This window comes from Nocardia sp. 348MFTsu5.1, assembly GCF_000383535.1.
Classification (GTDB): Bacteria; Actinomycetota; Actinomycetes; order Mycobacteriales; family Mycobacteriaceae; genus Williamsia; species Williamsia faeni.
This window is the reverse complement of sequence record NZ_KB911517.1, coordinates 195,785-218,257: the sequence shown is the minus strand read 5'-3', so window position 1 is coordinate 218,257 and position 22,473 is coordinate 195,785. Positions and strand designations below refer to the sequence as shown.

The window sequence follows — 22,473 nt, the reverse complement described above, 5'->3', positions numbered from 1 at the left end:
CGCCTGCCGATTACCGATGGAGTAGTGGATATTCGCGATCGCAGGCGGTAGTTGCGGCACTTCGGGTCGGTTTGAGAGCGCAGACCCGGCGAACACTCCGGTTGAGGCGATTGAATTGGCCGAACGGCCACGCCCACCTGGCCGCCGCGAAGTGGCCGTTGATTGGATCAAGGTACTGCGACGGAGTCATTGAGGTAGTCGACTACTCGTGCGCCCACAGCTGACGTGATCGTAGATTTCAATCACGGTCGCGGCGGTGTCTCGGCCGACCACAGACGCGAGGAGCGGAGTGCGGATGGCCACCAACTACACCGTCGTCCCCGGTGACACCCTCTGGGACATAGCCATCCGATTCTATGGACGCGGCGAGCTGTTCCCGGTCATCGCCGACGCCAATCATCTGCCCAACCCCGACCTCATATTTCCGGGGCAACAACTACTCATTCCCGACCTCGCGCCGCCGCCGACCCCACCGGTGCCACCACCGCCGGACCCGCCGACCGAACCCAAGCCGCCGGAGCTCCCTGCGGAACCGATCGACTTTCGGCTGCTGCGTACCGACGATCTGGTCGATCTCGATTGCACCGCCGTGGGGTTTGTGATCGAGACACCCGCGGGCCCCGGTGTGCCCGAGCCGCCGCGCCCGCCCACGGAGGTCCGGTACACCGTTGTCCCCGGTGACACACTCTGGGACATCGCCGCACGGTTTTACGGTGACCCTCGCCGGTACCCGGAGATAGTCGCAGCCAATGCGATACCCAACCCCGACTTGATCTTTCCCGGTCAGGTCTTTCTCATCCCAGGGATCGCCGGGCCACCCGGACCGGCGCCGGAAGTCCCGGTGGTCGACCCGACGCGACATCTCCGGGCGGTCGCCGACGACGCCCACATCGTCGTGCGGTTCGGGCCACAGAACATCTATGAAGAGCGATTCCCGGGTACGCCGGCTGGACAGCCCTCAAAGATCTTCGCTGCGCGGGAGTCCCGGGTGGTGTTCGGCGTGCCGGTGGGAACGCGGATCGAGTTCTCGACGGCCGGTGTGCTGCGGGCATTGCCGCTGTTCGCACTCAACGTGTCACCGTCGGCGAGTGCACGGCCCGAAGACGGTGCGCCGCCCGTGGAGCTGCCGGATCGTCCGGCACCGCTGACCGAACGGGAAACCGCGATCGAGGCACCCTTCCGGTTGATCGTGTCACCGAGCCCTCGCGGTGCGTTCCACCACCCGATCGAACCCTATGCCGCGCTCGATGATTCAGCGCGCATCGAACTGTGGACCACTCGGCTCGCGGTGCGTCGAGAAGTGGACGGTGTGCTGACCGAGATCGATCAGAAGGATCAGGTCCAGCGGATTGTCCGGGCACTACACACTCGCAACGATGATCCCGGGCAACCGCCGATTTTCGAGGGATCGTTGAAGCCCGAGTACCGCGCTGACATTGTTGCGCTCACCTCGCACCGCACCGATGAGCAGGGCGCTGCGGTTGAACCCGAGCCGCTGGCGGTTCGTAAGCTGGTGCTGAGCGCGGTCGGCGCCTGGATCGACTGGTCGGCGAAGTGGGATCCGACTCCGGCGAACAGGATTCTCGCCTACCGGCACCTGGCACCGATGGGACGCGATGCCTATGTGCGCGTGGATATTCCAGGATTACTGTACCCTTTCGGGCACGCCGCGACGCTCGTCGACATCACCGAACGGCAGATCAAACCCGGACCCAACCCGGTGGCCACCCTGATCAAGAGGCAGTTCATCGTGGTGCGCGAGCCGACTCGCACGTATCGGGGAGCTGGGAGTACGAAGCCCTTTGCGATGCCGTTCACCGAGATGTCGGTGCGCCCGCTGGTCACGCCGGATATCAAACCGGTCGCGGGGGTGGCACCGTTTGTCGCGGAGGTCGAGGGGTTCGGCAACTTCCGCTGGCGTATGTCTGCGATTGATCATGCAAAGCAAATCATCGAAATGGAGACGCCGCTGGTGTTCGTGCCGCTCCTGCACGTCGACACCGACGCGAAGTTCACCGCGGTGATGACGGCGGCCGCCGCGGCCTGGACACCGACGGTGCGATCAGAGCTCGCGATTCTCGACAAGGACATCGCGATGGCGCCGCAGACCACGGCCGGCGACACAACATTTCGAACTGAATCACTCGGATTCGAGGCAGATGCCGATGCGGCGGCCCGGATCGTGGCTCCTCGGTTGGCGGCGGCGGACCTGGTCGTCCCGGCGCTCAGCGCACTCAACGGCGGCGCCGCGCCGGTATCGGTGACGTATGACGATGACTACGCGGCAAAGGGTTTCGCGGCCGGCGGCCCCGCGGAGGTGTTCTTGACCCTGGTCACCCCGACCCGCCTCGACTTCGGCGGGGGAAGCGACAAGGGCGGCGGATTTGTCCAGCCGAACGTGGGGATTGCGGCACTCTCGCGAACGTTGGGAGCGATCGGCGACAAGAACGTCACGGCCGGAAGCCCGCTGGCAAACGGCAAGTTCGATCCGGCAGCGTTTCTGGGTGGGGCCGGGGCCAAGCTGTTCGGGTTGTTCTCCCTCCTTGACATCGTGCAGGGGGCGGGCCTCGACAGGGCCCCCGAATTGGTCTCCGAAGCGCTTGATCTCGTGAGTGGTCTGCGGTCGGAGGTCAGTCGGCTCTCCATCGCTACCGATTCGCTGACAGCTGATCTGGCAGTCGCCATCGCCAAGGACACATCGGCGACGGGCAAAGACCAGTTGCAGGTGCTGGCCGACACCACTGCCGCACTGAAGACCCAACTACCGGGCGCCGCCGAGGAACTCGCGGCGGCATTCGAAGCGTTGCTGGCCGGCAAGGTGGCAGACGCCATCGGCGCAGCAGATCGTCTGAAGGTTCGGGTGAGCACGGCGGGCGTGCTGATTGCCAGCCCGCACCTGCCCGCAGCGTCCCGGGCGATGCTCGAAAAGCCCTACAACGCCGTCCAGCACATCATCGATGTCGCCTCGAACCCCGACGTCGTGATGTTGGTGAAAGCGCTGACGGCGACATCCACCGGTGTCCTGCGATTCGACTGGACACCGCCACTTGGGCCGTGGCCCAAGAACTCGTCCGGCAACCAACGAGTGTTCATCCCGTCCCCGAACGGGTTGACGATCAGCGCCGAGGTACGCACCGGGGATGCACCCGGATCGGGCATCGACGTCAGTGCCCAGCTCACCGATTTCGAACTCGCCTTGCTGCCGGGTGCAGAGTTGATGGCGATGCGGTTCACGCGCATGGGCTTTCGGGTGGCAAGCGGTCGCAAACCCGAGATCGATGTGGTGTTCGGTGGACTCGAGTTCCGCGGACCGCTCGAGTTCATCGAGAAGCTTCGGCAGGTCATCCCCTTCGACGGATTCTCCGACCCGCCCTTTGTGGATATCTCACCCGGCGGGGTCAAGGCTGGGTTCGAACTAGCGCTACCGTCTATTCCGCTCGGCGTCTTCAACCTGGAAAACATTGCGTTGCTTGCTGACTGCCATGTCCCGTTCATCGGCGAAGCGGTGACGGTGGGTTTCGGATTCTGCCGCAAGGAAGCACCTTTCCGGCTCACGGTGATGGCCATCGGAGGCGGCGGCTGGGTCGGTATCCGGCTGAGTCCGGCCGGCCTGGTCCTCCTGGAAATGGGTTTGGAAGCCGGCGCCGCCCTGAGCCTGGATTTCGGAGTCGCCTCCGGGTCGGTGTCGGTGATGATCGGCATCTATCTGCGACTCGAAGGTGAGCGGGGCCAACTGACCGGCTACTTCCGGATCCGCGGTGAAGTGGACGTATTGGGTCTGGCCTCGGCATCGTTGACGCTGGAGCTGTCACTCACATACGACACCTTCACGGGCAAACTCGTCGGGCGGGCAAGTCTCGTGCTCGAAGTCGAGGTTTTGTTCTTCTCGGCATCGGTCGAAGTGACCGTGGAACGGCGCCTCGCCGGCTCGCGCGGCGACCCGAGCCTGCGGGACATCATGCCACCCGAACGTGGCGGTAACAACATGTGGGACAATTACTTCGACGCATTTGCGATTGGGGCCTGAGCCATGGCGACCACCAGACTGATGACAACCGTCCTTCCGCATTCGGTGTCAGCGGGCGCGGCGTACCACCTTTCGCTGTTCTTCACCCACCGACTCGTCCCGGATGCTGTCGCGGGGGGTGCCGAGGCGGCGGGCACGCTGGCCGACTTCCCGGCAATCGTCGATTGGCCGGGCTCGCTCAGTCGCGCGAATGTCGCGCTGCGCATCAACAATTCACCGAATCCGGTGGCGTGCACCTTGCAGACCGCGGCCATCAACCCGGCGGCGTGGGCCGCGGCGTTTCCGTCCACCACTTTGGTCACCGGGTTTCCGCGCAGCACACTCGCGTCCAGCGCGCCTTGGCGATCGTTTCCGGCGTCGGCGATGCCCGATCACGGACTCGACGCGCACTACTCGTCGGTATTTTCGTCACCCGTCACCCCGCCCGCGGTCGGTGAAAGCCGACTGGCCACCGCAGTCCTGGAATATTTCGGCACGATCGACGGCGCGGGACCTCTGGTCGACGAGTTCGTCAAACACCGCCGCAACCCGGACGGTCACCGCCGGAATATCGAGCGGGCCGGTCGAGAGCGCGCCGAGGCGACGCGGGACGGCTGCGACTGCAGTGACGGTGAACCCCTGTTCCCGCAGCAGGATTCACTGCTGGGGAAGCTACTTGACCGGCCGGCGGGTCAGCCGCCGATGTTCGAGACCTTCGATCGGGCAGTGACCGCACACCTGGATGGTCTGCTGCATCCGGCCGCGCCCGATGGGCCGGCCGGACCGAATGTCGCCCGTCGCGCCGACAGCCCGGTTCAGAAGATGCTTCTGGACAGTCACGCCGCCGCCGAATACTACCGTCGCCCAGAGCAACCGGCGCCGCTGCCGCTGGCGCCCGGGGAGAAACGACCCCGACCGGACAAGCAACAGGTCGAGTTCCATGCGCTGGCTGCGGCAGCCGGAAACACCCCGGCCCTGGCACGCAGCCTCGGATTCGTGGTGGATGTCAAGCTGGAGGACCCGTCGTTGCTGGCAGGTGCCACCAGCATCTCCTGTGAGGTGACGATCCCCGGGGTGCAGACCCTACTGTCGCCGCTGACCGAATGCACCACCATCGGTGAGGCATTCATGGCCACCACCGGCGCCGACACCCGTTGGGAGTCGGGATTCTTGACGGTCGGTCTGCCGGAATACCGGGTCTTGGACCTCGACCCCGACGCGGCCGGACTCAAACTCGAACAACACCTTCGTGGCGTCGCCCGCGCGCAGGCCGCCGAATTCAATGGTGACGGCGGCAACTTCGCACCGGCAACACTGCGATCCAACGGCTTTGCGATCGCCAACACCCGCCGGGTGACAAATGTGCGGGGGACGGTGGGCGCCGCCGAGGCCCGTCGGACAGACGTCCTGGCCACCGACCCCGGCGCGACGCCGCAGCGCTTCGGATTCGGCGAACTCGTCCGCGGACTCCAGGTGCAGGTGTGGGACGACCACACCCGCCGATGGCACAGCCTGCACGAACGACGAGTGACCGTCGACGTGAACGGGACCGTGGTGCTCAGCGCCGTCCCGGACACGGGCATGCTCCAGGGCGCGGCGCCGAGTCGTGTCCCTGGCGCCGCGGCCAATCCCTATTACCTGCACGAGGTTGTCGCCGGCTGGGATGGTTGGAGTCTGTCAGCGGCCCGACCCGGGCTGAACATCGTCCACGACAGCGGCCAGGGTGCCGATCCCGGCAGTGAGGTCATCACCGACGGGGTCGAGGACCGCCCGGGCACCTTCAGGGTGCAGAGTTCAGCGGCTCCCGGGACATTGCCCGCATTGCGGTACGGCCGTCGCTACGCGTTCCGGATTCTTGGCGTGGATCTGGCCGGCAACGTGGTCGCGCATTCCACCGAGACCACGGATCCTGCAGTCATCGATGCAGCGACGGTCGCAGCGGCCGACGCGCATCTGAAGAAGTTACGGCAGGAGACCGAAAACCGTGACAGCACCGGGCTATTGATGGCGCAGAGGCCGGCGACCGCACCGGGGCAATCGCCTCGCGGCCTCGTCGGGCGTGTCCATGACGCGATGGCACGGATCGAACGAACAGCGGCCACCCTCAAGGTCCGACCGCACTTGGGTACGCGGCCGCCGACTTCGCGGCACTGTTCGCACTTTCGGGCAGCCCCAACACGGTCACCACACCGCGACCGTTCCTGCGCTGGGACCCCATCGCTGAACCGACCGTGGTGCCGCGCCGCCGATTCACCTTCGCCGAATCGCTGAACCGCCTGGTGATCCGGACCGACAGTGGCGGGTCGAGTACCACGGAGCGTCACCTGCTGCCGCCGAAGACCAGCCAGATCGAAGCCGAACACAACGGCCTCTTCGACCACTTGATGACCTCGGGGGACCCGGCAGCACGACGGCGCGCCTACGCCACCGCACTGCGCGAGCGAGGCAACCTCTTTCACACGACGGTCCAGGATCTCGACGATCCACAGCGCACCAATCCGGTGCCATGGCCGGTGACCCTGGAATCGGCGCCGACGGTGAATCCAGACGCGGCGGTCACCCTCGACGAGTTGCAGCATCGCGGTGTCCGGAACAATCAGGACGACCCATTCCCACCCGAAGTCCAGCCCGCAGCAGGACAATACGTCGTCCACGACACCAACGAACTGATCGTCCCGTACCTGCCCGATCCGATGGCACGCGGCATCGCGCTGATCTTCTACGAGGCAGGCAGCGACCACCATCTCGCCGACCGGCGCATCCTCCAGTCGGTGACACTGCGCTACCCAGGTCAGTGGCCCACGATCACGGGACTACGGTTCGTGCTCCACACTGCGGACCAACTGACGGCGGAGCAGAACGGAAACGAAGTCCGGGTGGGTCTACCCCCGGGGGAACAGGTCGGTGTTGCCGTTTCGTCCATCGTCGATTCCGACGATCTGGAGAAGTTGGGCCTGTGGCGATTTCACGCGGTGCACGATCCGGCTGTATCCGAAGCCGATCGTGAAATCCTGACCGCAGCGGCGACAGACGGGTGGTTGTGGTGGCTGACCCCGAGCACGGATCTGCGGCTGGTGAACGCCACCCCACGGCCCGCGGTGCCCCCGGCGATCACCGCGCTGACCACAACACCCAGGACGCCGTGGAACGTTGGTGCCGAGATCATCGGCACGGTCAACATCCACGGTGCCAGCACCGACAATGTCGAGCTGCGGGCCACATGGTCCGAGATTGTCGACGATCCCGCGCTCCCGGCGCCTGCAGCGGTGACCGGTTCCGAGGTGGTCACCAAATTTCAGGTGGGACAACAGGAAACGGTGTCGATATTCTCCATCTCCACTGCCGCCGGCTCTCGTCCGGTGGGGGTACCGGAACGACCGGCCGTACACGCGTTGCCCGATGGCAAGTTTCGGGTGGTCAACTATCACCTGCAGGGATCGTCGCGGTACCGCGAGTTCTTCGAGCCCACCCAGCTGCCACCCGTCGACGATGCTCAGTCGGCGGGTAACGTTGTCCAGCTCCGCCATCTGAGCTCAGTTGTGCCACCCAAACCTGTTGTGTACGAAATTCTCCCGGTGTTCTTCTGGGAAGAACACCGCGAGCCGGCGCACCCGTTTGCTGTCCGGCGTATTCGTCGCAGCGGTCTGCGGATCTGGTTGGAGCGGCCATGGCTGGCCAGCGGTGAAGGGGAGGTGCTTGCGGTCATGATCGGGCCCCGCGACACACCCGAGACGCAGCGCGACATCGTCAGTTTGTGGGGTCGGGATCCATCTGCGGAGGGACCCGGTCCGGCCACCGCCACCGAACTCCCGTTGTTGCCCGCCTGGGAAGAGCGCGCCCTCGATCTGAAGGTGGACCTGCAGGGTACTGCCGGGCGCCCGTATGGCCGGGTCGCCGCGAACAGCACGATCAGCGGGTACCTGTTCACCCCGGAATACGACGAGGGTCGCCGACGCTGGTTCGTCGATGTGCGATTCGACGCAGAGGACCAAGCCTGGCCTTTCGTCCGGCTCAATGTTGCGCGCTACCAACCGAATGCGATTGACGGGTGTCACTTCTCGGCTGATACCAACACCGATTTCGTGCAGCTCCTGCCGGAACGGATCTGCACCCTGAGCCGACCCGAGGACGGCGCGGTCCGGGTGACCGTCAGCGGGACATTCGCGGTCACGGACATACCGGGAGCGGAGGCAGCCGCGGCGGGCCTGGATGCGACCGCCGCACACCTCGCAAAACTTCAGCACAGCAGGAAGTTCCGAGCCAGCCTGCAGACCCGTCCCGATCGCGCCACCTCCGACCTGGATTGGGTCACCGTCACGAGCGTCGATTGTGTGGTCGAAGGTGCCGATCCGGTGTCGTTCGCAGGAACGTGGAGTGGGGAGTTGCCGTTGGACCCGGCAATTCGGTTGGCCACGCCGGGCGAAGGCGCGAACATCCGAGTTCTGGTGGAGGAACGGGAACTGTTGCCGACCGATCCCGATCCCGGGCAGGTGACACCGCAGAGTGTGTCCCGCATCGTGTACGCCGACAGTCTGCATCTTTGAACCGGAAGTAGAGCCAAACACTGTGGGGGATAAGCATGGTCGGTTCCTCGGTATCGACCTCGACGGCCCGTCACCTACCGCAACCAATTGAAAGGAAACTACATCATGGGACTCCAGAGCATGCTGCTCACCTCGCCTTCCCCCGATCCGCAGTTGGAGAGCTGCCTGGTGTCGGATCCAGCACATATCGGAGAGGGGATTCACGACGTCGGCGAGCACGTGTGGCGGATTCAGATTGCCCTCAACGAACTCGACGAAGCCGACCTCGAGGTCGACGGTGTCTACGGAGGTGACACCGGCGACGCGGTGGAAGACTACAAGAACAAGCGCGGCATTCTGGGTCCCGGCCAGGTGACCGCCGACCGCATTGTCGGCAAACGCACGATCAGAAGCATTGACGACGAGGTCCTCGAATTCGAGAACCTGACTCCGCCGAGTGTCGGGCTGGTATCGCCGACCGAAGCGGGTGACCCGCACAATCATTCGCTGTGTCCTACTCCACCGCGGGTCTCCGCGCCGGGTGCGGACAATCGCGCCCAGCATCGAGGCACGCCGATCAATCCGATCGGTAACGCCATGCGGATCAACATCTTCGGTGAAGGCGAAACCGACTATCTCGGCTTCGCCGACTTCGCCACCGAAGCGCAGCACGCCAACGGGCGACCGTTGACCTCGACATTGGCCAGTGGCTGCGCCAGCGATATTTGTATGCGAAGTGCGCCCATCAACTCGGTCACGCTCAACGAGATTCGGCGGCTGGCTCAGTCGGCCCTGGTCGGTGGATGTCGCTTCACATACGCATCGAACCAGGAGAAGTTCGCGACCCCGCGCGCCGACATCCTCAGCCTCGGCACCGTCATCCAGCAACACCGCATTGCCGATCCGAGCAATCCAGGTAATCCCCAATTCGACATGGAGGTCTGGGTTGTCGACATGTTCTGACGAGTGATTCCGACCTGGCATGGACGTTTCGGTGGAAGCAGATGCCTGCGGCCGGTGGGCCCGGCTATCAGATCCACCTCATTTTGAACGAGCTTCTTGATCTTGGTGTACTTCGTCTAGAGGTGGCCTTCGAGGAATTGTGCGGTTCCTCGCCCGAATGACCAGTCTCCGCGGGTGTTCGCCGTGACCGAGATGATCAAATCTTCCGGCGACAGTCCGGTCTCTTGTTCTAGGCGCTCTGCGAGTGCTTGGTACATCTTGACTTTCTTTGCTTCGTCGCGGCCCTGCTGGAATATCTGTACGACGACTATGTTCACCGATCGCTGGAAGCCGAGACCGCTGTCTTCGACGATGATGTGTCCGGGTTTGTGTTCCGTGATGACCTGGTACCGGTCGCCTACGGGAGCGTCAAAGGTGTCGAGCATGACCTGCTGGATCGCGTCGGCCAACACTTTCACTTGTGCTGGAGTGCGGCGGTTTTCGATGATGTCGATGCGGACGAGTGGCATTGAGATGTCCTGTCGTTCTGGGTCCGTTGAATGGTGGAACTGCGGAGCTAGCAGTTTTCCGGGAATCCGAGGTTGATGCCGCCATGGCTTGGGTCGAGCCAGCGACTTGTGACCGCTTTTCCTCGTGTGAAGAAGTGGACACCTTCGGTGCCATGCGCGTGGGTGTCGCCGAACAGACTGTTCTTCCACCCACCAAAGCTGTAGTAAGCCATGGGGACTGGGATGGGTACGTTGATTCCCACCATGCCGACTTCGACTTCGTTCTGGAATCGACGTGCCGCTCCGCCATCGTTGGTGAAGATGGCCGTGCCGTTACCGTACGGGTTGGAGTTGATCAGTTCGAGCGCTTCGTCGTAGCTGTCGACGCGGATGACGGAGAGGACAGGACCGAAGATCTCATCGGTGTAGATGGACATGTCGGGGGTGACGTGATCGATGAGTGTTGGTCCGAGCCAGAAGCCATCGGCGCCGCCGTCAGCAATCACCTTGCGGCCATCGACGACGATGGTTGCGCCCGCTTCCTCACCTGCATCGACGTAGGAGGCAACCTTGTCACGGTGGGCCTTGGTCACCAACGGGCCCATGTCGGCGTCGCGAGTGCCGTCGCCGGTCTTGAGAGGTGTTGTGCGTTCGGCGATCTTGTGAACGAGCTGGTCGGCGATGTCGCCGACGGCCACGAGTGCGGAGATGGCCATGCATCGTTCACCGGCGGAGCCGAAGCCGGCGTTGACCATTGCGTCCGCAGCGAGGTCGAGGTCTGCGTCGGGTAGCACGATGGCGTGATTCTTCGCGCCGCCGAGCGCCTGGACGCGTTTGCCGTTTGCGGTTCCGTTGGAGTAGACGTATTTGGCGATGGGGGTGGAGCCGACGAAGGAGATTGCTTTGATGGTCTTGTTCGTGAGGAGTTCGTCAACTGCGAGCTTGTCGCCCTGCAGGACGTTGAACACGCCCGGCGGAAGGCCGGCTTCTTCCCAGAGTTCGGCGAGCCAGATGCTGGCGGAAGGGTCCTTTTCCGAGGGCTTGAGGACTACGGTGTTGCCGGCCGCGATGGCGACAGGGAAGAACCACATCGGGACCATCGCGGGAAAGTTGAAGGGGGAGATGATTCCGACGGGGCCGAGGGGTTGGCGGATGGAGTAGACGTCGATGTTGGTGGACGCGTTCTCGGTGAAGCCGCCTTTGAGAAGGTGCGGAATCCCGCAGGCGAACTCGACGACCTCTTGGCCGCGACTGATCTCGCCGAGAGCGTCCGACAGAACCTTTCCGTGTTCAGCGGTGATGATCTCGGCGAGCTCACCCTTCTTGGCGTTCAACAGTTCTCGGAAGGTGAAGAGAATTTGTGTCCGTTTGGCCAGTGAGGTGTCGCGCCAGCCAGGGAATGCCGTCGCGGCTGCATCGATGACTGCGCGGGCGTCCTCGGTGTTCGCCAGCGTCAACCGGCTGGTGATGTTGCCGGTGGCCGGATTGGTGACGGGTGCGGTCTCGCTGGACGTTCCGGCGAATGGTTTGCCGTCGATCCAGTGTCCAATGATGGTTTCGCTCATGATGTTTCAGTCCTTGTGTCTTCAGAAGATGGTGTAGGCCTTGCGCAATGTCTCTGTGACGTCCCAGCGACCGCTCCATCCGGGAGGCAGGGTCACATAGTCGCCGGGGGATATCTCGACCGACGTGCCGGTTTGGTCGTCGGTCAGTGTGGCGCGGCCGGAGATGATGTAGCAGGTTTCGGTGTTCGGCCGGTTCACGACCGGCCAGCCGCCGGGTCGGCATTCCCAGATGCCGACCTGTGCAGCGGTGCCGCTCTCAACGGTCAGGGTCGCGAGTTGTGGGTCCCCGCTGTCGGCGCCGGGTCGTTGCCCTGCAGGTGTCAGGTCGCCCGTGACCGCGGTGTTGTGGAGGTGGATGAGCGCGGGCATTGGTGTGTCTTTCTGTGTGAGTGATGGATGTGGGTCAGTGCGCCCCGGTGAGCTTTTCGAGCATTCCCGAGATCTTGGAGGGTCGGCCGGTGATGCGTTCTTCGAGGTCAGCTGCTGTGGCGGCTTGCAATCCGGAGTTGACGCCGATCCAGCGGAATGGCTCGACTTCCCATTTGCGGGAACGGTGATCGACGATGGGCAGTCTGTTGAGCTCGCCGTCGGCGCCGGTGATCAGATTGCGCAGGACGCGCCCCGCGAGATTGCTGGTTGCGACACCGTCGCCTACATAGGGTCCGGCCCACGCCATCTTCGCCGAGCGGTCGTATCCGACGGAGGGGAACCAGTCGCGGGGTACGCCGAGCGGCCCGCCCCACCGGTGAGTGATCTCGACGTCGGCGAGCGAGGGGAAGAACTCATGCATCGTCGCGACGATCTTGTTGTGGATCTTGGTGTTGACGTCGAACTCCGGCGATACGGCGGACCGGAAATGGTAGGGCGCACCGCGGCCGCCGAACACAAGTCTTCCCTCGGTGGTGACGTGGGCGTAGATGCGCAGGTTGCGCAGGTCGTTGAACGCGGTACGCGTGTTCAGGCCCAGTGCTGACTGAGTCGCTTCGGGAAGCGGTTCGGTGGCGACAACAAGTGAGTACAGCGGTGCGACATTGCGGCGATATTGCGGAAACTCGGGTGTGAATGCTTCGGTTGCCCGGACCACCACGGACGCGGTGACCGTTCCGCCTGCCGTGGTGGCCGTGCCGTGGCCGAAATCGGTGACAGCGGTGTCTTCGTAGATGACGCCACCGTGGCTTTCCACCCACGACGCAAGCCCGAGTACCAACTTATCTGGGTGCAGCAGTGCGCAGTGCGGGGTGTAGACGCCGCCGCGCACTCCGTCCGCGTTGATCTTCTCCGAGGCGGTTTCGGCGTCGAGAAGTGACCATTGGCCCGGCATCCCGAAGGCGGTGGCGCTGGCGACCTGAGCTCGAGCGCGTTCGAGCTGCGCTCTCGATCGTGCCAGCGAGACAAAGCCTTCCGGGGCGAAGTCGCAGTCGATGTCTTCGGCTGCGGTGACCCGGCCGACCTCGGCGACGGTGTCGTTCATCGCGTGCTGGAGTTCGATTGCCGCATTGTGGTCGTACAGTTTCTCGACTCGGCCGAGCGATACCGGGAAGATCGCCGAACACCAGCCTCCGTTGCGGCCGGATGCACCGAATCCGGCGTATTCACGTTCCAGGAGAATCACTTTGAGTGCGGGATTCTCTTTGAGGAGGTAGTACGCGGCCCACAGGCCGGTGAATCCGGCGCCGATGATGGCGACGTCGGCGGTGATGTTCGAATCCAGCGGCGCCCTGCGAGTGATCGTCGCTCGATCGTCGAGCCATAAGGGCACTCCCTGTGAGGTCTTCCCTCCCGCGCGTGCATCGTTCACAACCATTGAATGCCTCCTTGCGGCTTCGAGCGTCTCGAGAAGCGGAGATACGCTCCTTCACTGGTGTCGAGTGTTGTGGAGAAATGTGAGCCGCGACATACGCGAGCCGCATAGTCTTGTTCTGAGCCGTTGTACATTTGTACGATCGGCAGCTCCGGTGCGCAGGAGGTGAGATGCGGTGATCTCGGTAGACAGATTGACGGACGTACCGTCGTTGGGTTTGTCATATCTGGCCGGCGTGGCCGGCGGAGCCCGCTTGGTGACCTGGGCCCACGCGTGCGATCTTCCTGATCCCTGGGAATGGTTCGAGTCCGGCGATTTGGTCATGACGACAGGCGGAGGATTGCCGACTGACGAGCCGGATCAGGTCGAGTGGATCGTCAAGCTCATCGATAGTCGGGTCAGTGCACTGGTGGTTGCTCCTGAGCCCAATGCGCCGGCTTTGAGCGCCGGGATGCTGGCGGCGGCAGAGGAACGGAACTTCCCCGTTCTCGCAGCGGATTTCGATCTGCACTTCGTCGATCTGGCGCGCACCGTCATCGAGAGTGCGGTGGAGTCCGAGCGCTATCGGGTATCGACGATTACACGTCTGTACGACGTCTACTGGCAGTCGCTGCATGCTCGGGGCGATTTCGTCGACAGGGTGTCCGCACTGGAGGGTGCAACGGGTTTCGCGTTGGAAGTGCGAGACTCCGCGGCCGAAGAGTCGATTGTGCGCGGTCGGGAGGCGGCGCGATCCAAGTCGGGGGGCGAGCCCGGCGGATCTGTTCAGATACCGATACCCGGAGTCGGTGACAACGTGCTTATTGCGCGTGCAGCCCGGTCGGACCCGGCGTCCGATCGTGCCCTGCTGCAACATGTCGGCGGTTTGATCGCGTTGGAACTCGAGCACGATGCGGTGTGGCGCGATCATCTCCGTGCCTCGGGGGAAGACTTGCTCTTGGGCCTGCTCGACGGAACCATCCCGATCTCTGCGATGTGGCCCGAACTTCGTCATCGCGGTATGGGCGGCGCGGTGGTCGCGGTGTGCTGGACGGCGCCCGGAGCCCAGTCACTGTCGCATCAAACGATTCACCGAGATGCGCGGCTGCAGCATTGCGCCCCACTACTGACCCACCGTGGATCAGTATTGATCGGACTTGCGCCCAACGATCCGGACCTCCTGGTGGCGCTGGCACGCAAGCTCGGGGATGGGTGCGTGGTTGGCGTGAGCGCGCCGCTGAAGGTCAACGGCGATGTGTCGGAATCGATTCGACAGGCCCAACTGGCCTCCGCGCGCGCGTTGTCAGACACTGCACCGGTGCTGACCTATGACGAGCTCGACGGAAGCACCGGGGTACTCCCACGCAGTGTCGAGGACACCCGACGCCTCGTCACCAAGGTCCTCGGTCCGCTGCTGAAGTATGACCGGGAGAATGAGGGCGAGCTCGTCGAGTCGGCACGGTTGTTCTTGCGTAACGACGGCAATTGGCAACGCAGCGCCGACGCCCTGGGAATTCATCGCCAGACCCTCGTTTATCGCCTGCGCAAGGTTGAACAACTGACCGGTCTGAAAGCTACGACAACTCAGGGGGTCGCCATGCTGTGGCTCGCTTTCGAAGCCGTCGATCAAGCGCACCTTCCCTTGATCGACCTGGTCCAGGAATGACAACGACGCCGGTACTCGATGCTCGCTTCGAGTACCGGCGCACTGTTGGCCGACCAGTGGTCATGAAAGTTGTATCAGGCTGGCGCGCTGCTGGTTCCGGGAGTGCTTGTCGACGACGAAGCCGGGATCGGCGTGATCAGGTTGCCGTCGATCACGTCGTTGTTGCTCACATTTCCGAACTTCTTGCGGAGTAGATAGATGATCGACAGCGCGATCCAGACGGCGATGCCTTGGAACAGTTCGATGCGATTCTGCTCCCTCAGACCCATGCTCACCAGGACCGCGACTATGGCGGCGGTGACCAGTAGCGGCAGGACAGGGTAAAGCCACATACGGAACTCGAGGATTCCCGGGTTCTGCTTCTCCCACCGGCGACGGAGCCGCAGTTCGGAGATGCAGATCATGAAGTACACGAACAGGAACACAGCGCCGGAGGCATTGATGAGGAACAAGAACACCGTGTCGGGGTACAGCGCCGACAGAACGACACAGCCGTAACCGATCACTGTGCACGAAAGAATGCCTTTCACCGGCACTCCGCGGTTGTTGGTGGTGGTCATCCACTGGGGTGCATCACCACGCGCCCCCATGACGAACAGGAGTCGCGAAGCGGTGTAAAGGCCGGAGTTCAGGACCGACAGCACGGCGACGAGGATGACCAGGTTGAGCAGGTTGGCCGATCCGGGAATGCCGATGCGGTCCATCGCTGCAACAAATGGCGACTCACCCGGAACGATGGTGTTCCACGGAACGATCATGACGATGAGAAATGTCGAGATCACGAAAAACGCGAGGATACGGAACACGACCGAATTAACTGCTTTACGAATGGCTTTGGCTGGTTCCGCGGACTCTGCGGCCGCGATGGTGACCACCTCGACCCCGGTCATCGAGAAGATGACAACTACCACTCCGACGAACAGCGTCGCGAGTCCGTCGGGTAGGAGTCCGCCATGTTGCGTCATGTTGTCGAACGTCAGTGATGCGCCCGGCCAGATTCCGAATGCGAACAGGCCGGCGGCTGCGATGAAAGCAACGATGGCGACGACCTTGATTCCCGCAAACCAATATTCGGCTTCGCCGAAGGAGCCTACTGACAACATGTTGACGCAGGTCATGATGATCATCAAGCCCAGTGCAATCGCCCAGACGGGCAGGGAGGGAATCCAGTTGTGGATCATCTGACCACCGACAACGGCTTCGAAACCTACGACGATGACCCAGAAGTACCAGTACAGCCATCCAGTGGAGAAGCCGGCGAAGCGGCCGTAGGCCATCCGCGCGTAATCGGTAAATGACCCCGTGCAGGGTTTGGCTGCCGCCATCTCGCCGAGCATTCGCATCACGAAGAGGACAAGCAGTCCGGTGATGGCGTAGGTGACGAACGAGAGTGGGCCGGCTTGGCTGATGATGGCGCTCGACCCTACGAACAGCCCGGCACCTATCACCCCGCCGAGCGACAGCATGGTCAGATGGCGTTGTTTCAGACCGGGTTTGAGAGAATTGGATGGATCGGCGATAGTGCCCATCGGGGTGGTCCCTTCGTGTGGTCGAGGGCATGCCATATGAATCGAGAGAATCAACAGACAGGCCGTGTGTGACTGTGATCACCCTCGCTTGAACGCCGTGTGCGGGCTATCCGCGAGTCCGATAGACGACGGCCGGCCTTTCATACATCTATATGAGGCGTCTCACCCCAGTCCTTTCCGGACCGGCATCAATGTGCGAGCCCGACCGAGGGAATGGAGGCAAGACGCGCTCAAATCTGGGCGACGTGCCGCAGATGCCGCATTCCTCGAGTTGGAGTCGATTCCAGGGTGCGGGTAGAACGAAGAAGACGTGAACTGTTGGAATTGCCGGATGCGTGCCCAGTGGTGGTGTTGTGGGTGCAGTGATGGCGTGAAGCGCAATAGAATTGAGTCCCAACCACTCTCACCCAGCACGTCAGGGAATGTTGCCGTCGAGTCTCGAGCGAGCGATCTCCGCTGCGCTTTGACCCAATGCCAACCACAGGGCGGTGATGTCGTCAATCAGTTGTTCACGACTGACAGCGAGGTCTCCGTTCACCCACGACAGAATGGCTTGAGCGGTACCGCCGATGACAAAAGCCGGACCGGTCGCGGCCAGAGAATCATGCTCGAGTTCGACATCGTGAATCTTCCTGGCGTGCTCGGTGAGCACAGTGGTCAAACCTGCGATGACGGCGCCGCGATGACCCTCCTTGTCCACCGAAGTCGGGACGCCACCGAGCAGTACCAATGCTTTTCGTTGGTCAGTGCCCAGGACGTCGACTATCGCTTCCACCGCGGCCTGTGCCTGCTGCTCGAGCGTTGCTCCGAGTGTCGAGACGTAGGCGGTGATTGCAGCACCGCCTACCTCTGCCGCTACCTCGTCGATGGTCTCGTCGGCCACCTGATCGAGATCGTCGAAACTCTCGTAGAAGTACCTCTTGTTCAGGCCTGCTTCGGAGCACAGGCTCGCGACGGTCGTCGACCGCCAGCGATTCTTGGCCATGGCTGTCAGTGCCACGTCCAGCAGGCTTGCCCGTCGCTTTGCCACGCGAGCGGACATGGTCGCCCCTGCGTAGCTGCGCTCACTGGCATTCGTCACGAGGCCAGTCTTCCATCCGAGCGGATCCATTTCCTTTACGGGCACAGACTGGTACGGTTTCGTGCCAGAAGGAACTGGCACGAAACCGTACCAATTGGGGGAATGTATGACCACTGGAGCACAGAAGATCAATGAAGTGTCTACGGGTCAGAAGGACATTTCGGCGGTTCAGGCCATGGTCGCGGAACTACGCGAGCTGGCGCAGGAGCATCCCACGGTCGCGCGTGGGGCCGCGTGGCAGTACATAAAAGAACTGGGCGGCAGCGACGATCGGCGAGCTTTGGAAGAGATGTTCGCCGAAGGAACCGCGCCGGAAGGTCCGGACGGCAAAATGGAGGGTCTCATCGTCGGCAAACTGTTCGGTATACCCGAAGCGCACCTGGCCAATCCGTTGATGCGTGTCCATCCGACGTGGCGCGGCAAGACATTCGACCTCAAGGCCGGGACCGGATTCAACCGGTTGGCAATGATCGCGCGTCTCGCGATGCCGATGGTGGCGTTCGGATATCGCGGTCTGCGGCGCGCGGGAAATGAGATGGAGGGCTTCGACTTTCGACATTCGATCGACAGGGGAGCGATCGAGCCGAGGGTGATGGTTCGGGCGCTCGACTATGGCGTGCCCGAGTACAAAAATCCCAGTGTCCGTACTTTTCCCATCAAAAGGACGCGCGACGAAATCGTGGAGGTCGTACCCGGCGTCTACCTGGGCCGGGCTTTGTTGACCATGCCGGACGGGGAAGTTCGCCTCATCGCGCACTTCGCGTTGCGCGAACCGATCGGGAGTCCACTGTGATCGAGCTGGCCGGTGCCCGGGTCTGTGTCACCGGTGGCGCACGCGGAATCGGTCGGGCCACCGCTGCCGCACTTGCAGCCCAGGGTGCACTCGTGACCATCGGTGACCTGGATCTTGCTGCCGCTCAGGCAACTGCCGACGAACTCGGGGTCCGCGCACATCATCTCGACGTCACGGACGAGACGAGCTTCAGAGACTATCTGCATGCCGGCGGGGACGGTGCTGACGTCGACATGCTGGTCAACAATGCCGGCATCCAGCTGATGGGGCGTTTCGTCGACAACGACCTCGCCGCCCTGCATCGGGAACTGGCGGTCAATCTTGGTGCGGTGGTCACAGGTACACACCTGGCCTTACCTTCGATGATCGCACGCGGTCGCGGACATATCGTCAACGTGTCGTCGATGGCCGGCAAGGTCTCGACCCCCGGCATGGCCACCTACTGCGCATCGAAGTTCGGTGTGGTCGCGCTCTCGCGCGCAATCCGTGCCGAGCTCGTGGGCACGGGGGTTTCCATCACCACCGTGATGCCGGCCGCCACCCGCACCGACCTCACCTCCGGGGTCACTCTCCGATTCCAGCCGACTTTGGATCCCGCCGACGTCGCCGCAGCCATCGTCGCGAGTGCGGCGCACACTCGCGACGAGGTAACCGTGCCGCGCTGGTTGGCGCCGATGGGGGTTGTGGAACAAGGGGTTCCGGAGAGATTGCTACTTGGTGCCAAACGTCTGGTCGGTGGGCGCGAACCCGGTGCCTTCGATCCCGACCAGCGGCGGGCCTATCTTGAAAGGACGCAGACGCCGTGACACCGTCACTTGTGCCGTCGCGGGTGACGATCACCGGCGTGTGCCAACGTGCTGCTGCTCACGTTGCCTCCCTGTATCCGTCGCCGGTGCAGCCGCTGGCCGTACCGGCGTCCGGTAGTGACCTGAAGCCGGTCATGGGCAGTTACGGGCTCCCCGTGCTGGGCCACGTTCTGGAGAGCGTCGCTCAACCATTGGACTTCGGTCGTGAACGCTATCGCCGGCACGGTCCGGTCTCCTGGACGGGTGCGCTCGGATTCAGGGTGGTCACGGTGACGGGTCCGGACGCTCTGCAGGAAGTGTGGCTCGACAAGAAGAAAGTGTTCTCTAGCGAAATTGGGTGGAAGCCGATCATCGGTCCGTTCTTTCACCGCGGGCTGATGCTTCTGGACTTCGACGAGCACCTCTTCCACCGGCGAATCATGCAGCAGGCGTTCACCCGACCGCGACTCGACGGGTATCTCGCGCTGACGCGTCCGCTGGTTTCGGAGACGCTGTCAACGTGGACCCCGGGTGACAAGGTTCTGCTGTACGACCGCACGAAAGCGCTGCTGTTGACGATGGCAAGTCAGGTGTTCATCGGTGAATCACCCGAGGGTGAGACAGCTCGACAGTTGTCTCACGCCTTCGACGATGCTGTTCTCGGAGCGCAGGCCGTGATCCGACATCCCGGCGTTCCTGGACGATGGTCACGCGGCCTCCGTGGCCGACGCTTCCTGGAGGGCTACTTCCGCGCCGCCATACCCCGGCGACGCGAGGGCGCCGGCGAGGACCTGTTCACCGTGCTATGCCAATCGCAGACTGACGAGGGCAGCACGTTCACCGACGAGGACATCGTCAACCACATGATCTTTCTGCTGATGGCGGCCCACGACACCAGCACCATCGCGTTGTCGATGCTGATGTACCACCTCGGCAAGGATCCAGAATTGCAACAACGCCTTCGAGCGGAAGTGCGGGCTCTCCCGGACGCGGCGTCGATCGACGATCTGAACTCTGCACAGCTCCTCGATAACGCCTTCAAGGAGTCGCTGCGGATGTACGCGCCGGCCGGCACCCTGTTCCGCCAGAGCACCGCGGATACGAGCATTCAAGGTCACTTCATCCCCGCAGGGACCGAGATAGCGCTGAACGTGCACACTTCGATGCGTCTCGACAGCTGGTGGAACCACCCGGATATGTTCGACCCCAATCGCTTTGACGACCCGGAAACACGCGCGCAGATGCATCGCTACGCGTGGTCGCCGTTCGGTGCGGGTGCACACAAATGCATCGGCATGCACTTCGCCGGGCTGACAGTCAAAGCCATTCTGCATCGGATACTGATCGACTTCGAATGGACGGTGCCGTCGTCGTATACCCCGGTGATGGCTTGGGGGACCGGTCCGACACCGGCCGACGGGTTGCCGGTGCGGCTTCGCAGAATTGCTTGAGACCGCCACCTGCCATACCAACGACCGTTACCGCGCTCTGTGAACTGGGTTGTGCACGGCGGTGATTGAACCCTTCTGGCCATGGGGGACCTAGGTCAAGCACCCTTCGCCTCGGAAGTGAACTGCTTACCGTGGCGGTTCTCGTTCTCGCGGTGCTGACCTTGGCCGGTGCTGCGCTGACACCCAAGAGGTCATTGACGTTCCCCGTGGCCAGGGTCAGTCTGAGGAGATGGCGGTGCTGGAGGCCGACTACCTGGTCGTCGGTGCGGGTGCGATGGGGATGGGCTTTGTCGACGCCCTCATCGATTGCGCCGACGTCTCCGTGGTCATGGTCGATCGGCGGCACGGAGTCGGCGGTCACTGGCTCGATGCCTATCCGTTCGTCCGGCTCCACCAGGCCTCTGCTCTCTACGGTGTGGCCTCGACGCCGTTGGGAGGTGGACGGATCCAGGAGCGCGGGCCCGAGGCTGGTCTGCATGAGCGGGCGACCGCGCCGGAGATCTGCGCCTACTACGACCGCATCCTGCGTGACCGCCTGCTCGCTTCGGGCAAGGTGTCGTTCCACTCGAATTGCGACTACCTCGGTGGAGGCCGGTTTGTGTCACTGATCTCCGGGCGTCAGCACGAGGTGCGGGTACGTCGCAGCGTGGTCGATGCCCGCTATCTCACCCCGGACATCCCCTCCTTGATGCCGCCGCCGTTCGAGGTGGCCGACGGCGCGCACGTCATACCCATCAACGATCTGGTCGGCCTCGGTTGTGCCGCATCGCAGTACGTGATCGTCGGTGCGGGCAAGACCGCGACCGACGCCTGCGTGTGGTTGATCGACAACGGGGTCGACCCCGACGCGATCTGTTGGGTGCGGCCGCGCGATCCGTGGATGTTGAACCGTGCCGTCATCCAGCCCGAACCGGCCACGTTCATCGGTGCCGCGGCCGACACCATGCAGGCCGCATCCGAGTCCGTCTCGGCCGATGAGATGTTCTGCCGCCTCGAGGACGCCGGCGTCATGCTGCGGATCGACGGTTCGGTGACGCCCACGATGGCAAGGACTCCGACGATCGCGCAGTGGGAGCTCGACCGGTTGCGGATGATCGAGAATGTCGTACGCCGGGGGCACCTGCGCGCAGTCTCGCCCGGGCGCCTCACGTTCGACAACGGAGAGGCTGATGATGCGGTGGCCGTCGACCCCGACGCGGTGATCGTGCACTGTGCTGCGCGGGGACTACGCACTCAGCCGCAGGTGCCTATCTGGGGGAACCGGACGATCACGCTGCAACCGGTACGTGCCGGCTTCCCGTTGTTCGGCGCGGCGCTATCGGGCCATGTCGAGGCGACCGTGGCTGTCGGAGCGGACGCTGACGCGGGAAATGCTGCGAAGAACGCGATCTGCCCGTCGTCGACCTATCCCAACGGTCTTGCCGAGTGGGCGCGGATGCAGGTCACCGGTGGCCGCGCCGCTGCCGCATTCAGCGCGAACCCTGACATCAAGGCATGGGCTGATCAGGTCGCGCTGAACCCTTCGCGTACGCCACCGGACCTGATGGAGTCCGATGAACTCGTCGCTGCGGTCGAGCGATTGAGGAAGTACGCGGCGCTGGGAATGAGCCGGCTGACCGAGTTCGCCGGGATGCCCGCGTAACGATTGTGGACGTTTGCAGATCGTTGGCGTTACTGCGTTAGAACCGCCCTGTGTCGTGATGCATGGCGCTGGGAATGCATGGTCCGCAGCCGCTCGGCGAGTGCGTCGGGTGCGTAGCGGTGATCGCCGCCGTCGATGGCAACCAGGGATTTGGCGGACGTGGATGTTTCGGGGTGCGAGGGCTTCGTGAAGCAGTGTCCC

General features: G+C 63.3%; 15 protein-coding genes. 9 read left to right on the top strand and 6 right to left on the bottom strand.

All coding sequences use genetic code 11. From position 1 onward, the window contains the following. Positions 1–295: 295 nt before the first annotated feature. The 4 genes from H290_RS30280 to H290_RS0118080 all read left to right on the top strand — a co-directional run bounded on the left by H290_RS30280 (position 296) and on the right by H290_RS0118080 (position 9,492). A complete protein-coding gene (locus H290_RS30280) occupies positions 296–4,027 on the top strand; it encodes a LysM peptidoglycan-binding domain-containing protein (RefSeq protein ID WP_020108242.1) in 3,732 nt (1,243 codons plus the stop codon). A gap of 3 nt (positions 4,028–4,030) precedes the next feature. Further along, on the top strand, positions 4,031–6,277 hold the full coding sequence (locus H290_RS30275; protein WP_051122100.1) for a hypothetical protein: 2,247 nt from the start codon (positions 4,031–4,033) through the stop codon (positions 6,275–6,277). Then, positions 6,241–8,550 (top strand): hypothetical protein, encoded by a 2,310-nt coding sequence (locus H290_RS0118085; protein ID WP_155976908.1) that lies wholly within the window; start codon positions 6,241–6,243, stop codon positions 8,548–8,550. The genes H290_RS30275 and H290_RS0118085 overlap by 37 nt, the downstream gene beginning before the upstream one ends. Before the next feature lie 105 nt (positions 8,551–8,655). Then, positions 8,656–9,492, top strand: coding sequence for a peptidoglycan-binding protein (locus tag H290_RS0118080; RefSeq protein ID WP_020108235.1), 837 nt, complete (start codon positions 8,656–8,658; stop codon positions 9,490–9,492). 116 nt (positions 9,493–9,608) lie between these two features. Here the strand turns inward: H290_RS0118080 and H290_RS0118075 are convergent, their stop codons facing one another. From H290_RS0118075 to H290_RS0118060, 4 genes are read right to left on the bottom strand one after another with little or no spacing between them, the layout of a single operon-like run. After that, positions 9,609–10,001, bottom strand: a complete 393-nt coding sequence (locus H290_RS0118075; protein ID WP_020108234.1) for a tautomerase family protein — start codon at positions 9,999–10,001, stop codon at positions 9,609–9,611. Between the two features lie 47 nt (positions 10,002–10,048). Beyond that, positions 10,049–11,545, bottom strand: a complete 1,497-nt coding sequence (locus H290_RS0118070) for a CoA-acylating methylmalonate-semialdehyde dehydrogenase (RefSeq protein WP_020108233.1) — start codon at positions 11,543–11,545, stop codon at positions 10,049–10,051. Between the two features lie 21 nt (positions 11,546–11,566). Then, positions 11,567–11,914 (bottom strand): cupin domain-containing protein, encoded by a 348-nt coding sequence (locus H290_RS0118065; RefSeq protein ID WP_020108232.1) that lies wholly within the window; start codon positions 11,912–11,914, stop codon positions 11,567–11,569. A 34-nt stretch (positions 11,915–11,948) separates the two neighbouring features. Beyond that, positions 11,949–13,349 carry an FAD-binding oxidoreductase gene (locus H290_RS0118060; protein WP_020108231.1) on the bottom strand — a complete coding sequence of 467 codons (1,401 nt, stop codon included), beginning with the start codon at positions 13,347–13,349 and terminating at the stop codon, positions 11,949–11,951. A gap of 172 nt (positions 13,350–13,521) precedes the next feature. Between H290_RS0118060 and H290_RS0118055 the strand changes: the two genes are divergently transcribed. After that, complete coding sequence (locus H290_RS0118055; protein ID WP_020108230.1) at positions 13,522–14,991, top strand: PucR family transcriptional regulator; 1,470 nt, start codon at positions 13,522–13,524, stop codon at positions 14,989–14,991. Between the two features lie 74 nt (positions 14,992–15,065). On the opposite strand, the gene H290_RS29045 is transcribed toward H290_RS0118055, so the two are convergent. Both H290_RS29045 and H290_RS0118045 read right to left on the bottom strand, forming a co-directional pair. Then, on the bottom strand, positions 15,066–16,520 hold the full coding sequence (locus H290_RS29045; RefSeq protein ID WP_020108229.1) for an amino acid permease: 1,455 nt from the start codon (positions 16,518–16,520) through the stop codon (positions 15,066–15,068). 415 nt (positions 16,521–16,935) lie between these two features. Next, a complete protein-coding gene (locus H290_RS0118045) occupies positions 16,936–17,631 on the bottom strand; it encodes a TetR/AcrR family transcriptional regulator (RefSeq protein ID WP_020108228.1) in 696 nt (231 codons plus the stop codon). Between the two features lie 76 nt (positions 17,632–17,707). On the opposite strand from H290_RS0118045, the gene H290_RS0118040 reads away from it, so the two are divergent. The 4 genes from H290_RS0118040 to H290_RS0118025 all read left to right on the top strand — a co-directional run bounded on the left by H290_RS0118040 (position 17,708) and on the right by H290_RS0118025 (position 22,272). Further along, a complete protein-coding gene (locus H290_RS0118040) occupies positions 17,708–18,394 on the top strand; it encodes a hypothetical protein (protein ID WP_020108227.1) in 687 nt (228 codons plus the stop codon). Continuing rightward, positions 18,391–19,200, top strand: coding sequence for an SDR family NAD(P)-dependent oxidoreductase (locus H290_RS0118035; protein ID WP_020108226.1), 810 nt, complete (start codon positions 18,391–18,393; stop codon positions 19,198–19,200). The genes H290_RS0118040 and H290_RS0118035 overlap by 4 nt, the downstream gene beginning before the upstream one ends. Next, positions 19,197–20,630: a cytochrome P450 gene (locus H290_RS0118030; protein ID WP_020108225.1), complete on the top strand. Its 1,434-nt coding sequence runs from the start codon at positions 19,197–19,199 to the stop codon at positions 20,628–20,630. Before H290_RS0118035 ends, H290_RS0118030 begins: the two co-directional genes overlap by 4 nt. Before the next feature lie 229 nt (positions 20,631–20,859). Then, positions 20,860–22,272, top strand: a complete 1,413-nt coding sequence (locus tag H290_RS0118025) for a hypothetical protein (protein ID WP_020108224.1) — start codon at positions 20,860–20,862, stop codon at positions 22,270–22,272. Positions 22,273–22,473: the final 201 nt, after the last annotated feature.

Bases quoted from the DNA above. Each gene is read 5' to 3' on its own strand.
- H290_RS30275 (WP_051122100.1), top strand. From the start codon at position 4,031: ATGGCGACCACCAGACTGATGACAACCGTCCTTCCGCATTCGGTGTCA.
- H290_RS29045 (WP_020108229.1), bottom strand. From the start codon at position 16,520: ATGGGCACTATCGCCGATCCATCCAATTCTCTCAAACCCGGTCTGAAA.
- H290_RS0118065 (WP_020108232.1), bottom strand. From the start codon at position 11,914: ATGCCCGCGCTCATCCACCTCCACAACACCGCGGTCACGGGCGACCTG.
- H290_RS0118070 (WP_020108233.1), bottom strand. From the start codon at position 11,545: ATGAGCGAAACCATCATTGGACACTGGATCGACGGCAAACCATTCGCC.
- H290_RS0118060 (WP_020108231.1), bottom strand. From the start codon at position 13,349: ATGGTTGTGAACGATGCACGCGCGGGAGGGAAGACCTCACAGGGAGTG.
- H290_RS30280 (WP_020108242.1), top strand. From the start codon at position 296: ATGGCCACCAACTACACCGTCGTCCCCGGTGACACCCTCTGGGACATA.
- H290_RS0118025 (WP_020108224.1), top strand. From the start codon at position 20,860: ATGGCGGTGCTGGAGGCCGACTACCTGGTCGTCGGTGCGGGTGCGATG.
- H290_RS0118075 (WP_020108234.1), bottom strand. From the start codon at position 10,001: ATGCCACTCGTCCGCATCGACATCATCGAAAACCGCCGCACTCCAGCA.
- H290_RS0118040 (WP_020108227.1), top strand. From the start codon at position 17,708: ATGACCACTGGAGCACAGAAGATCAATGAAGTGTCTACGGGTCAGAAG.
- H290_RS0118080 (WP_020108235.1), top strand. From the start codon at position 8,656: ATGGGACTCCAGAGCATGCTGCTCACCTCGCCTTCCCCCGATCCGCAG.
- H290_RS0118045 (WP_020108228.1), bottom strand. From the start codon at position 17,631: ATGGATCCGCTCGGATGGAAGACTGGCCTCGTGACGAATGCCAGTGAG.